This window comes from Actinoallomurus iriomotensis (assembly GCF_030269445.1).
GTDB classification, from domain to species: Bacteria; Actinomycetota; Actinomycetes; order Streptosporangiales; family Streptosporangiaceae; genus Actinoallomurus; species Actinoallomurus iriomotensis.
In genome coordinates, this window is the sequence record NZ_BSTJ01000002.1 from 713,350 (window position 1) to 726,908 (window position 13,559).

At 71.5% G+C, this 13,559-nt stretch carries 9 protein-coding genes; 2 read left to right on the forward strand and 7 right to left on the reverse strand.

The features are described 5' to 3' along the window. Positions 1 to 19: 19 nt before the first annotated feature. From QSK37_RS11955 to QSK37_RS11965, 3 genes are all read right to left on the reverse strand, one after another. Positions 20 to 3,280: a GH92 family glycosyl hydrolase gene (locus QSK37_RS11955; protein ID WP_285619807.1), complete on the reverse strand. Its 3,261-nt coding sequence runs from the start codon at positions 3,278 to 3,280 to the stop codon at positions 20 to 22. A 176-nt stretch (positions 3,281 to 3,456) separates the two neighbouring features. Beyond that, a complete protein-coding gene (locus QSK37_RS11960) occupies positions 3,457 to 3,909 on the reverse strand; it encodes a hypothetical protein (protein WP_285619809.1) in 453 nt (150 codons plus the stop codon). 186 nt (positions 3,910 to 4,095) lie between these two features. Beyond that, positions 4,096 to 5,901 (reverse strand): sigma-70 family RNA polymerase sigma factor, encoded by a 1,806-nt coding sequence (locus tag QSK37_RS11965; protein ID WP_285619810.1) that lies wholly within the window; start codon positions 5,899 to 5,901, stop codon positions 4,096 to 4,098. A 364-nt stretch (positions 5,902 to 6,265) separates the two neighbouring features. On the opposite strand from QSK37_RS11965, the gene QSK37_RS11970 reads away from it, so the two are divergent. Continuing rightward, complete coding sequence (locus QSK37_RS11970; RefSeq protein WP_285619811.1) at positions 6,266 to 8,692, forward strand: DUF8508 domain-containing protein; 2,427 nt, start codon at positions 6,266 to 6,268, stop codon at positions 8,690 to 8,692. 156 nt (positions 8,693 to 8,848) lie between these two features. Here the strand turns inward: QSK37_RS11970 and QSK37_RS11975 are convergent, their stop codons facing one another. From QSK37_RS11975 to QSK37_RS11985, 3 genes are all read right to left on the reverse strand, one after another. Continuing rightward, positions 8,849 to 9,580, reverse strand: coding sequence for a Ca2+-dependent phosphoinositide-specific phospholipase C (locus tag QSK37_RS11975; RefSeq protein ID WP_285620094.1), 732 nt, complete (start codon positions 9,578 to 9,580; stop codon positions 8,849 to 8,851). A gap of 205 nt (positions 9,581 to 9,785) precedes the next feature. After that, positions 9,786 to 10,484 carry a hypothetical protein gene (locus tag QSK37_RS11980; protein ID WP_285619812.1) on the reverse strand — a complete coding sequence of 233 codons (699 nt, stop codon included), beginning with the start codon at positions 10,482 to 10,484 and terminating at the stop codon, positions 9,786 to 9,788. A 103-nt stretch (positions 10,485 to 10,587) separates the two neighbouring features. Then, complete coding sequence (locus tag QSK37_RS11985) at positions 10,588 to 11,313, reverse strand: helix-turn-helix transcriptional regulator (RefSeq protein ID WP_285619813.1); 726 nt, start codon at positions 11,311 to 11,313, stop codon at positions 10,588 to 10,590. A gap of 63 nt (positions 11,314 to 11,376) precedes the next feature. On the opposite strand from QSK37_RS11985, the gene QSK37_RS11990 reads away from it, so the two are divergent. Then, positions 11,377 to 12,219, forward strand: a complete 843-nt coding sequence (locus QSK37_RS11990; RefSeq protein ID WP_285619815.1) for an SDR family oxidoreductase — start codon at positions 11,377 to 11,379, stop codon at positions 12,217 to 12,219. Positions 12,220 to 12,245: 26 nt separating this feature from the next. Here QSK37_RS11990 and QSK37_RS11995 read toward each other — a convergent pair whose 3' ends face one another. Beyond that, positions 12,246 to 13,502 (reverse strand): tetratricopeptide repeat protein, encoded by a 1,257-nt coding sequence (locus QSK37_RS11995; RefSeq protein ID WP_285619817.1) that lies wholly within the window; start codon positions 13,500 to 13,502, stop codon positions 12,246 to 12,248. Between the last annotated feature and the right edge of the window lie 57 nt (positions 13,503 to 13,559).

Consider the following 13,559-nt stretch of genomic DNA (forward strand, 5'->3'; position numbering starts at 1 on the left):
CGGCCTTTCGGCTACCGGGTCAGCCGGCCGCGATGGCGAAGATACCGATCGAACCCTGGCTCAGAGACGGCGGCAGGGTCACGCTGGCGACCGTCTTTCCGCTGCTGATCGGGATGGTCTGGGCGAAGACGTACGTCTTCACGTTGTCCTTTCCGCTCGTGTGGTTGCGGTATGCGGCGGTTCCCGCGATCACGTTTCCGAACGACGGCGTGCCCTTGCCCGCCGACAGGGTCCAGTCGCTGAAGCCGAGCGACGCCGTCGACGTCGACCCGTCCGTGTACGTGATCGTCGCCGTGCCGGATGAGCCTTCCGTGCCCGCGTTGTACGCGCTGCCCAGGAAGCCCAGCTTCGTCGCTCCCGCGGGGGCGCTCACCGGGATGGTCTGGCCGCCCACCGTGATGTTGTCCGGTTTGCCGGCCGCCACGTCGGGCCACTGGTAGGTCAGGCCGCCCGCGGTCACCGAGGCGCCCGGCGTCAGGCCCGCCGCGGTCAGCGCCTGCGACGAGTAGCTCCATCCACCGCCGTCATAGTTGGCGGAGGACGGGGCGCTGTCGTCGCTGATGCCGGTGTTGTCGTAGAACGGGCCCAGGTCGCCCGGCTTGGCCACGATGACCGACAGCGACACCGGCAGGATCTTCCCCGCCGCGCTGGTCAGAGTGAACTTCACCGGATAGTTCCCGTCCACGTCACCGGCCGCCACCGTAAGGTCCGCGCTCGCGCTGCCGTCCGGTGACACCTTGAGTGTTCCGCTCGACGGGCTGACCGTGACGCCCGACGGCGCCGTGGCGGTCCACTGCACCGACTGGTCGGCCGAGGCGACGGACTTGACCGTCAGCGTCGTCTTCGCCGACTCGCCCGGCGAGAGGATCAGCGACGACGGGTTCGTCGAGCCGATGGCGGCGAACGTCGGGCCGTACGACGGCGGGGCGTTGTCCGCCCCGGTCCCCCACGACGTCTCCGTCGGGCTCATCGTCCAGTCCAGCGTCGCGCCCTTGGCCAGCGTCGAGAACGGCACGTACAGCTTGCTGTTCGCCTTCCCGTTGAGCTTCATCGACTTGACGTAGTACTCCGACGGCGAGGCGTTCGGAGCGTTGATCTTGATGGTCTTCCCGCTCGGCAGCGAGATCGTCGCGTGCGGGAAGCCGGGGCTGCCGAAGACCAGCGTGTCGCTGCCCGGGTTCTCCGGGTACATCCCCAGCATCGACCAGACGAACGCGGAGCTGTTCGCGCCCAGGTCGTCGTTGTCCGGCAGACCGGACGGGCCGGGCAGGTAGAGGCCGTACCGCAGGGTGTTGGCGGCCTGCTGAGCCCCTGCCGGGTCGCCCGCGTAGTCCAGCGCGTACTCCTCACCGAAGCTGAACTCGTTGGACAGCTGGGCGTACTCGCCGTACCCGTCCGGCCGGGACAGGAACTTGCGCAGCGCCGGCTTGACCTTCGACGAACCGCCCAGGAGCGAGAACAGACCGGCGTAGTCGTTCGGCACGTCCCAGAGGTACTCCTCGGCGCTCCCCTCGATGTAGTGGCTCGTCGTCGACGGCGTGATGCCGCTGAGGAACGCGCCGTTGGTGAGGCGTGGCGTCAGCAGGCCCGTCGAGGTGTTGAAGACGTTCGCCCAGTTGTTCGCGCGATCCTGCAGCTTCGCCGCGTTGGCGGAGTCGCCGAGGGACGCCGCGAAGCGGGACAGCGCGAAGTCGGCGTTGTCGTACTCCAGCAATGAGGACACCTGGGCGTGCGGGTTGCAGCAGCCGTACGTCCCGTCCTCCGGCATGTAGCCGTACTTCTCCTCCAGCGCCTCACCCGGCCGTACGTCGTTGACCGAGTAGGCCTGCTTGAGCATGTCGGCGAGCGCCGTCTTGCCGTCGAAGTCCTTCGCGCCGAACGCGTAGTAGTCCGCGATCAGGGCCGTGCCCGGGTCGCCGGCCATCACCCAGTTGTCCAGGTGGAGGTAGCCCCACTGCTGGATGATGCCGTTCTCGGCGTAGTAGTTGACCTGGGACTGCGCCTGGTCGCTCGCCTCCTTCGGCGTCAGCATCGCCTGGAGCTGGGCGAGCGAGTGGTACGTGTCCCAGCCGGAGTACATGCCGTACTGCTGCTTCTGGCTTCCCGACACCGAGTGCGTCTTGACGTCGGAGCCCATGAACTGGCCGTTGACGTCACTGGTGATGTTCGGCTGGAGGAAGTCCTTGTAGAGCAGGCTGTAGAACTCCTGGGTGGTCGCGGTGGAACCACCGGACACGTTGATCCGGCCCAGCAGGCTGTTCCAGGACTTCTGCGCGGCCTTCTTGACCGCGTCAAAGTTCCAGCCCGGGTTCTCCGTACGCCAGTTCAGGTTCGCGTTGTCGGCGCTCACGTACGAGATGCCGACCTTCGCCTGGACCGTCGGGGTCTTGGTGGCGTCGAACCCGACCGACACCGCCTGCGGGCTCGAACCCGATCCCGTGATCACCTTCGACGTGGTGAACGGGTGGTCGAAGACGATGTCGTAGTACACCGTGTACTGGTGCGAGTCGCCGCAGAAGCCGCCGCTCGTGTCCGAGCCCTTGATCTCGTTGGTGCCGACGATCTGCGCGCTGGACGCGGAGTCGCCGTTCTGGCTGTCCATGAGCTTGATGAGGAAGCCGGCCTGCGTGGTGGAGGGGAACGTGAAGCGTCCCATCGCGCTGTGCGGCGTCTCGGTCAGCTGCGTGGTGATGGTGTCGGGAAGGTTGCTCTGCGCCGAGTAGTACCCGGCCTGGGCGACCTCGCCGGCGTTGGTGAAGGCGGTGGTCGCGTCGTTCGGGTCGCCGCTCGGCAGGTCGCCGGTGATCGGCAGGATCGGCACGTCCTGGGCCGCGCCGCAGCCGGGACCGCTGACGTGGGTGAGGCTGTAGCCGGTGAGCTCCTCGTCACCGTAGTTGTAGCCGCCGCCCGCGTTCCGGTGCGGCATGGTGTCGGGGCTCCACTGGATCATCCCGTACGGCACGTCGGCGCCGGGGAAGGTGTTGCCGCCGCCGGTGGTCCAGGTACGCGTGTCGACGAGCGTCGCGGGGTCGCTCACGGACGCGAGGGTGGAGGTGTCCTTGGCGGCCTTCGGCAGTGCCTTGGCCGCCAGGGGTTTCGGGCAGTCGATCAGACGCCCGTCGGCCGCCTTGGCGCAGGTGACCGTACGGGCGTTGCGAAGCTGGGATTCGGTGCTGGGTGAGGGTTTCGGGCCCTGCGCCATGGCGGGCAGGCCGCTGCCGAGAACCACTGCCGTGGCGAGTGCCACCGCGGTCGCCAGGCGCGCCGCCGGTCGCCTCATGTGCTCCCCTTCCGGAGTCAATGACAACGTTGTCAACCCGGGGAATCGTGATCCTTCACCAGAAAACGGTCAACCCAAAGGGAGGTAAAGAACGCCCCGCGTCCTCAACCGGACACGAGGGTGGACAACGCCGACCGGATGCCTCTTATGAATGGTTCACGGACGGGATCCCGTCGTCACCGAGCCGGACGCCGGACGCGGGTGGACGCTTCGACGAACGCCTCCAGCCGCTCCTGCAGGGCCGCCGCGGCCGATGCCGCCTCACGCAGCACTCCGATGGCCGCGTCGACGCCGAACGCGCGGTCCTCGCCGATGCGGTAGACCTCTCTGGGCGGGGAGATGAGCGTCACCGGCACCGGCGCCCGGACCTGGAACAGGAAGCGATAGCTCCAGTCGTCCCCGTCGTCGACGAATTCGATGGCCACTTCCGCGTTCTGCGCGGGAACCAGAATTCCGGGCTGTTTCTGGGCACAGCGCACCAGCGCGGCGACGGCGTCCTCCTGGCCGGGTTCGCGCGGCCGCCAGTCCATGCCGAGCTGCGGCGTCGACGCGAAGTCGGAATCGAAGTCGGAATCGTCGTCACCGCCGTTCAGCCCGGCGAGCTCATAGGCAATGATCAGGCCGGTCACCCAGTCACGCGCCGCCTCCTCATCGAGCCGGAAAGATGTCATTTTCAGGGTCCGTTCTCGCGGTTGGGTGATCGCTCGCCGTCGTCGTTGTACCCGTCCGGCTCTTCCTGACCGGGCCGGTCGGGTAAGTACCTGGCACCGGGTCGGTCGTGTTCCGCGGAGACCGGGCACCCGCGAGCTCACGAGTCAGGGCGAAGTGCGCGGGAGGTCCTGGAATGCCCTGCCGACGGTCGTGGGCGTGCCCGTCGCGGTGAACAGCCCGGTGCCGCCGTCCTTCGGGGTCGGCAGGGCGAACCAGGCGTAGCGCTCGACGCCGTGCAGACGCGTGAGCATCGCCGTCGACGCCTTGAGAAAGGCGGCCTGCTGTGGCCCCGTGGGGTACACGTTGGGCGAGCCGAAGCGGATCAGCGCGAACTCCGTCAGCCAGATCGGCTTGTGGTAGCGCGCGTACACCGCCCGCACGTAGCGGCGAAGCTGGGCGACCGCGTCCGGCGTGGTGAAGTCCGTGCCGTACCAGTGCAGCGTGATGAAGTCGACGCGGTAGTGGCGCGCGGCCGCACCGCTCATGAACTCGTCCAGCCAGCCGCCCGCCTTGTCGCCGTTCGCCGCGACCGCCGGGCTGCCGAGCCGCATCCCGGTGCCCATGAGCTTCGGCCACAGCTTGAGCGCCTGGGCGGGCGTCATCTCCGCCTGCCCCTTCCAGTCCGGTTCGTTGAAGCCGAGCAGCGTACGGCCCCGCGCCTTGACCCGGGCGAGGGTCGTGGCGGTGACCGAGTCCGCACCCCAGATCATCGGCACGAACTCGACGCCGCGCGGTGTGGTGATCCCGGTGCTGTCCGCGCCCCAGTCGTAGTACCAGCAGGCGCCGGAGGCCTTGAGCGCCGGGCTCACCCCCGCCGCCTTCCAGGTGGCGACGCCCTTCGCGCACGAGCCCGCCGCGTGCGCGGCCGGCGGGTGGCCCTTGGGCACCAGGGCCGGCGCGGCCGGGGTACGGACCGGCGGGCGCGCCGGGTCGGCGGCGGCCGGGGAGCGGGGGGCGGCGGCGGGCCGGGACGCGGCGGCGGGGCGCTCGCCGCCGCGGCCGATCGTGGCGAACCCCACGAGGCCCGCGACGGCCCCGGCGGCGAGGGGCACGGCGATGAGCGCCTTCACCGGCAGGTGGACCGCCCTGCCGGTACGGGGAAGGCCGTGGCCGGGCGGGCTCGGGTGCGCGAGGGCGGCCGGGGCGGGCACCAGCGGCAGCGAGGCCAGCAGCCGCTCCGCCGGGATCAGGTCCGAGGAGCGGGCCGAGCAGCCCGCGCAGTCGCGGATGTGCCGGGCGAACCGCTTGCGCCACAGCGGCGCGGGCCGTCCGTCCCAGTCCGCCGCGAGAGCCGCGAGTCCGGCGCACCGCTCCGGATCACCGAGCGCCCGTACGATGGCGCGGGCGAGGTCGAGCTGCCGCTTCATCCGCTGGACGCGTACGGCGACGTGCGGGCCGGGCTGGTCGAGCGCGGCCACGAGGTCGGCGCGGTCGAGCACGCCGCCCTCCTCCAGCCACCACAGCGACAGCAGTTCCCGGTCGTCGGAATCGAGCCAGCGGGTCGCCTCGGCGATCTCCTTGCGCTGGCCGGACAGGCTCAGCCGCAGGATCGTGACGTCGGCGAAGTCGCCGCCCGGGTCGGCCACCTCGGGCACGTCGTCGAGCGGGGTCACGGGCGGCCGGGCCCGGTGGTGGTCGCGGATCTGGCGGACCGCCACCGCGACCAGCCACGAACGGAACGCGCCGGGCCGCCGGAGCGAGGAGATGCCGCGCAGCGCGCGCAGCACCGTCTCCTGCACGACGTCGTCCACGTCCGGGTGGCCGTTCAACGCCCGGCCGACGATGTTGTAGAGGAGCGGAAGACAACCGGAGGCGACGTCCGCGAGCGCCCGCTGATCACCACGCTGGGCCGCGCGGACCGTCCTGACGCTGGGCAGGGGCGGGGTCACCACGGCACTGAACTCTCTCATGGTCAGGAGACGCCGCGGAGGTCCGGCGGATAACACTTTTCTCCGGAGGCATTGTGTTCGGTGACGGTCGGCGAGGGATCGGCCGATTCCGGCCACCTCGGGCGGCCATGCCCAGGGAGCCTCTAGCGGAGCCGGGGCGGGTCGGCGACGGCGGAATTCGCCGGTTCTGGCGGCACCGGTTGGGCGGGTTCGCCCACCGTACGGCGCCTGAGTGTCCGTTCGCTCACGCTGCGTCCCCGGTGGCCTGAACGACCGTTACGGCACGGGCCGACCGTTCGCGAGATAGACGCTTCCGCGCCATTTCATCGCGGTCATCTCCCCTCCATCATGGGTGACCGACATAAAACGGTCATCGGAGGATCTCTTGCGCGTCCATGTCATGTCCGGGCTGACGCGGGCGACCGCGGGTACCGCCGTGTGCGGACTCGCGCTCGCCGCGCTGGTGGCCGGCGGCGACGCATCGGCGAACGCCACGCCGGCGACGTCGGTGGTGATCAACGAGGTGTACGGCGGCGGGGGGAACTCGGGCGCCACCTACACCAATGACTTCATCGAGCTCACGAACCGGAGCGACGCCGCGGTGAGCCTCGACGGCTGGTCGGTCCAGTACCACGCCGGCGGCGCGACCGGCACGTGGCAGGTCACCACGCTCAGCGGTTCGATCGCCCCGGGCGGCTTCTACCTGGTCGGCGAGGCGAAGGGGGCGGGCGGCACGCAGGCGCTGCCGGAGACGCAGGCGAGCGGCGGCATCGCGATGTCCGCCACCTCCGGCACGGTCGCCCTCGTCTCCGGCACCACGGCCCTGACCTGCGCGGACCCGGCGGCCTGCCAGAGCGCCTCGGTCGACCTGGTCGGCTACGGGACGGCGGCGCTGCGAGAGACGGCCCCCGCTGCGGGCGCGTCCAACACCGCCTCGGTGCAACGTTCCGACAAGGCGGACAGCGACGACAACTCCGCCGACTTCACCGCGGGCAACCCGACGCCCGGCGCCGCCAACGCCGGCGGTGGCGGAGGGGACGGTGGCGGCGGGGAGCCCGGCCCGCTCCGCATCCACGACATCCAGGGCGCGAGCTGGCTGTCCCCGCACAACAACGAGCACGTCACGAACGTGCCCGGCATCGTGACCGCGATCCGTACGACGGGCAGCAGCCGCGGCTACTGGATCCAGGACCCGACGCCGGACGCGGACCCGGCCACCAGCGAGGGCCTGTTCGTCTACTCGACCTCGCCGGGCGTGGCGGTCGGCGACTCCGTGCTCGTCTCGGGCACGGTCAAGGACTACTACCCGCTCGCGAGCGGCGACACGGTCCAGAACACCTCGAACCTGTCGGTGACCGAGATCAGCGGCGCGTCCGCGAGCGTCCTGTCCCACGGCGACGCCCTGCCGGCCGCCGAGGTCATCACGCCCACCACCGTGCCGTCGGCGTACGCCCCGGATCTCGGCGGGGCGAACATCGAGTCGACGCCGGTCACGCCGGACCGCTCGGCGCTGGACTTCTGGGAGTCGCGCGAGGGCATGCGCGTCGAGGTCGACGACGCCCGCGTGGTCGGCCCCTCCAACGCCTACGGCGAGCAGTACGTCACCACCAAGCCGTCGCAGGCGCCGACGTACCGCGGCGGCACCGAGCTGCGTGCCGAGAACGCCGTGCCGTCCGGCCGGGTCGAGGTCGTCCCCGTCGACGGGAGCGACCCGGGCGTCTCGGTCGGCGACGTCTTCCAGGGCGCGACCGGCGGGCCGGTCGACTACTCGCTGTACGGCGGCTACACGATCGCCGCGACGCAGGTCGGCACCGTCCGGCACAAGAACCTGCCGCCCGTCGTCGCCACTCCGCAGAGCCGCAGGCAGCTCGCGGTCGCGACGTACAACGTGGAGAACCTCGCGCCCGGCGACCCGGCCGACAAGTACACGCGGCTCGCGCAGGGCGTCGTGACGAACCTGGCGAAGCCCGACATCGTCGCGGTCGAGGAGGTGCAGGACAACACCGGCGCCACCGACAACGGCGTGGTCGCGGCCGACCAGACGCTGACCAAGCTGACCGCGGCGATCGTCGCGGCGGGCGGGCCGAAGTACGACTGGCGTGAGATCGACCCGGTCAACGACCAGGACGGCGGGCAGCCCGGCGGCAACATCCGGGTGGTGTTCCTGTTCAACCCGGCGCGGGTGTCGTTCGTGGACCGGGGCTCGTCCTCGGTGAACCGCTCGACCACCCCGGCCGCGGTGCAGAAGCTCAGGGGCAAGCCCGCGCTCAGCCTGTCGCCGGGCCGGATCGACCCGGCCAACGCCGCGTGGAACGCCAGCCGCAAGCCGCTCGCGGGCGAGTTCCGCTTCCGGAACGAACCGGTGTTCGTCATCGCCAACCACTTCGACTCCAAGCTGGGCGACCAGAACGCGGACGGCCGCTTCCAGTACCCCGCGCAGGCGTCGGCGGAGCAGCGCGCGGCCCAGGCCACCGCCGTGCACGACTTCGTCGGCGAGCTCCAGCGGGTCGACCGGAAGGCGAACGTGGTGGTGCTCGGCGACCTGAACGACTACCAGTTCAGCCCGGCGCTGTCCGTCCTTCGGACCGGCTCGCCCACCGGTCACGGCCGGCCGATCCTCACCGACCTGATCAGCACGCTCCCCCGTGACGAGCGGTACACCTACGTGTACGACGGCATCTCCGAGGTGCTCGACCACATCCTGGTGAGCCCCGGCATACGCGGGGTGCGGTACCAGGTCGTCCACATCAACGCCGAGTACACCGAGCAGACGAGCGACCACGACCCCCAGGTCCTGCGGCTGACCCCGTAGGAGCGGACGACGGCGGCGGGCGGGGGTTCTTCCCCCGCCCGCCGCCGCGTTCCCGGAGAACGACGACGTCAAGCAGCTCGGCCTCTCGTCCGGCGACGACTGAGCCGCGTACGCGAGACCTCCCCGGCACGGTCCGTGCCGGGAGGTCCTCTCGTCTCAGCCGCGCGGCAGCGTCTCCGACAGCACGGACGGCAGGCCGTACCAGTCGCAGGACACCACGCTCGCGTGGTCACCGGCCAGCTCGGCGACCCGGTCCTTGGCGTCCGCCACCGGCGGGTCGGTGTCGGACAGGGCCGGCGGCACGTTGTGGGCGTCGGTCATGGTCAGCAGGTAGTGGTTCGTGTCGTACCAGGAGGTGTCGACCCCGGCGACGTACGTCGCGGCGTCCCCGTCGAAGACCACGAACCACGGCCGGATGCTCGCGTCCGTGTACTGCGCGCGGGGGTCCCCGGTCAGCGCGCCGAGCACGGCGGGGAAGGTCGTGGCGGTCCGGACGTTCCCGGCCGCCTTGAGGTTCTTCAGGTAGGTGGCGTACTCGACGTCCGTGTGCAGGGTGTCGGTCGGGTTGCCCAGCTCGCCCGTGCCGGGGATGACGTAGACGATGACCTTGCCGGCCAGCGCGGACCGGCTCGGCCAGGCGTTCGCCTTGGCGGCGTCGTCGAGGGTCGCGTGGGATCCGAGCAGGTCGGCGGGGCGGAAGAGGACGTTCCCGAGATGGGAGTTCACCTCGGCGTCGAATGCGCTCGGTCCCATTCCGTAATTGTTCTGGAAACCGGCCTTCAGCTCCACTTTGACGAAGACCGGCCCCTGGGCGGGATGTGCGGCGAGCCAGTACTTGATGTCGTCCAGGCACGAGCCGAGGTCTTTGTTGGCACTGCCCGAATAGATGCCGACGGAGCTCGAAGCGTCGACGCAGTTGTTGTCGTTGCTGGTCGGCTTGTCGTGGCTGCGCGACGGCGGTGACGGCCCGGCGAATGGTTCGGTGGAACGGCATCAAACCTCCCGAGGGCAGCGGGGAATCCGGGGAGTCGATTCGCGCACCCGGGACGCTAAACCGGAATACGAGGGAGGGAAAGCACTTTCCGGTGAACGATCAGGGCCACGTCGTCCTGACCCGTTCGGTCAGGTCCCGGGCGGCGCGCCAGCCGACCAGCTCGTGATAGGCGTCGGAGCGTCTTTCGATGACGGGCACGCCGGGAGCGTGCCCGCGCATCGCCTTCCTCAACTGAGCCGGGCGGCGCCGCCAGCCGCGGACCTCGATGTGAAAACTGACCGCCGTCTCCAGGTCGAAGTCCCGCAGCCGGTTCAGTTCCTCCCGCTCCCGCGCCGAGAGCCGGGAATCGGCCAGTGCCTGGTCCAGATCCCGGAGGTGACGTTCCGGGGAGCCGGCCGCGCAGGGGTGGAGACGGACGCCGACGCATCTCACCGTGCCCTGGACGAATTCGGTGCGCCGGGAGAAGAGGACGAGCGCGCTAATCTCATCCCAGGAGAACCTTCGGGGTGCGTCGAGCGGCTGGGCGCCGAAGTAGATCCCGTGGGCGTCGACGGCGAGAGCCACGCCGCCGCTGCGCAGGCTCCGGAACAGGCGGGCGACGCCGAGGCCCATCGTGACCAGCGCGGGAATCGAGACGACGAGTCCGAGTAAGCCCCCCTGACGGGCGGTGATCACCCCGACGTCGGTGAGCGCCGAGATCACGACCGCCGAACCGGGACCGAAGAGGATCATCAGAGCGATGGCGGTGCGCTGGAACCGGGCGACGTACGGCGGCGAACCGGACGAGTCCACGGTCACGGCGTGCCTCCTGATCACCTGGCGAACCCGTACCGGTCATCGCGACGAGGGCGCGCCCGGTTCAGCTTCGCGGCGATGACCGGGAATGTCCATGGCGCGGCGGTCAGCAGCGTTGGAGGGCGGGGAGGCGGCCCGCGAAGAACGCTCCGGGAGGCACGCCCATCATGCTGCGGAACTCCGCGGTCATGTGGGACTGGTCGTAGTAGCCGGTGGCCGCGGCGAGTTGCGCCAGCCCCGGCGAACGGCCGCCGTGGGCGAGCGCGTCGCGGAGGCGGGCGATGCGGGCGAAAGCCTTGGGGGTGAGCCCGGCGCCCTCGGCGAGCAGGTCGCGCAGGTGGCGTTCGCTGACGCCCATCCGCCAGGCGAGGTCGCTCAGGCGTTCCGGCCGCCGGGCCGCCAGCGCCGCCGCGGCGGCGCCGACCAGGCCGTCGCGGGCGTCCGGCCCGCGCGTCCGGGCGGCCAGGGCCGCCTCCAGCTGATGGAGGATGAGGGGGCGGTCGCCGTCGAGCCGCGTCAGCCGGCGTTCGAGGCGGACCGCGGCGTCGCCCCACAGGTCGGCGAGCGGCGTCACCCGGTCCACGAGCGCGCTGATCGGCACTCCCAGCAGCGGCCGGGCCGTACCGGGCCGCAGGCGCACCCGGAGGCAGACCGGCAGGTCCTTGCCGGCGAAGTAGGCGGCCCGGGTGCGCGGCCCCACCACGACCAGGTCGCCGCGGCCGTCCGCCCTCGTACGGAACACCAGCGCGGTGGCGGTGTCCGGAACGTGCACGAGCCGTTCGTCGGCGCGGCCGCTGAGGTCGTGGGCTTCCTCGATCAACGCGCTGGTCATGGCGACACGGTAGCGCCGATTTTTACAAGATCGGCCGCTGCCCGCACTGGCAGCGTGGAGTCCATGATCCTGATCACGGGTGCCACGGGCACCATCGGCAGAGAAGTGGTCCGGCTGCTGGCGGCCGGCGGTACACGGACACGAGCGATGACGCGCGACCCCGCCAAGGCGGCCTCGCCGCCCGGCGTGGAGGTCGTACGGGGAGACTTCGACGACCCGTCGTCGCTGGCGGACGCGGCGAAGGGCGCCGAGGTCGTGTTCATGCTGAGCGCGCCGGGGCCCTGGGTGGAGCGGCACGACGAGGCGATCCTCGCGGCGGCGCGGTCGGCGGGCGCGCGCAAGGTGGTCAAGCTGTCGGCGATCGGCACCGGCGACCATCCGGGCGTCGGCGACTGGCATCTGTCCGGAGAGCGGGCCGTACGGTCGAGCGGCCTGGCGTGGTCGGTGCTGCGGCCGTCCAGCTTCGCCTCCAACGTGCTGGGCTGGGCCGGCGCGATCCGCTCCGGCGCCCCGATCCCGAATCCGATGGGCGACGGCGCGCAGGGCGTCGTCGACCCGCGGGACGTCGCGGAGGTCGCGGCACGCGCACTGACCTCACCCGCCCTCGACGGGCACGTCCACACCCTGACCGGGCCGGAGCCGCTGAGCGTCCCGGACATGGCCGCACGACTGGGCGAGGCCCTCGGCCGTACCGTCGAGACCGTCGCGCTGTCCCCGGAGGAGTACCGCGACAGCCTGCTCGGCGCCGGCCTGGACCCGGTGTTCGTCGAGACCGCCGTCGGTGGCGCACGCCTCGTCGCCGCCGGCGGCAACGCGGTCCTGACCGACGACGTCGAGCGCGTCCTCGGCCGCCCGCCCCGGACGTTCGCCACCTGGGTCCACGACCACCGTGCCGCCTTCGCCTGACCGGCGCGCCGTCTGGCCGTCGTGGTCTACCCGAAGCGGTTGCTGCGTACCGGGCCGGCCGACGCGACGTGGTGGCGGACTCCCGTCCGCCACTCCCCTGCCACGGTCCTGGTGAACTCCGCCAAGGCCTCGTCCGGGTCGGCGGGGGTCTCGCCGTCGCCCGGGTCGGGTTCGGGGTTCGCGCCGGCGATCTCGGTGGCGAGTTCTTCGGCGGGCCGGTCGTCGGCGGGCGTCCGTTCCACGGAGCCGTCCGGCGTCCGGCGCAGCGTCTCGCCCCACGGCGGCACGGAGACCTGGTGGAGATAGCCGGACACGTCCGCCGGCACCGCCGGTGGCGTGGTCCAGCAGGTCGCGTGCTCGTACAGCACCTGGCCCGGCGCCCGCTCGCGCAGGGCGGGTGCGGCGTCGGCCTCGCTCAGGTCGTAGGCGACCACGACCGTGTCCGGCCGCCCCGGGGCGAACGGCACGGCCGGCACGCCGAGCATCCCGGCCGCGGCCAGGCCGAGGATCTCGCTGGAGCGGTCGGGCAGCAGCGACACGGTCGCGGGCCGCGTTCCGGCCGCGGCCAGGATGAGGCTCAGCCGCTCCAGCCCGTGCCGGCAGCGTCCGTAGTCGTCCTGCGTGTAGGCGTACCGGCCGGTCATGCCCTGGTCGAAGCCGTACGGGGAGAGGGTGGCGAGGATGCCGCCGGTGAGCACGAAGTGCCAGCCGCGCAGGTCGCGGTCGTCGCGCGGACCCGCCACCGCCGCGCGGGCGAGCATCCGGAGCACCTTGTCGTGAGCCGACGCCCACTGGTCGTCCTCGGGCGGCGGGAGCAGGTCGGCGTGACGCCTCGCCGTGGCCAGGTCGCCGGCCAGGATGGCGTTGAACACCAGCAGATATCGGTACGGCCAGGGGCTCAGCGTCCCGGCGCGCTCCTCCAGGAGGCCGACCGCCTCGCCGTGGCGGCCCTCGCGTTCGAGCGCGACCACCAGCTCGGCGCGGATCGCCACTTCCTCCGGCAGCAGCCGCAGCGCCGCGGACAGCGCCGGGATCGCCAGGTACCCGGCCCCCCGCTCGATGCAGGCGTACCCGAACTCGTACAGCGCCTGCGGCCGATCGGGGTCGGCGGCCAGGGCCGACGACGCCTCCGCGAGGTCGCCGAAGCCCATCATCTCCGCCGCCCGACCGGTGACCCGGGCCAGTTCGCCGATGGGCAGCTCGTTCGCGGTGAGCCGTAGCGACCGCATCGCGCCCGCCACGTCACCGGCGTCGAGCCGCTCCCACGCCGATTCGGTGGCCATGACCCCTCCAAGATCGTTTAGAGGACCGACCGTACCGCCGCCGGCCGGCCGGCGGAC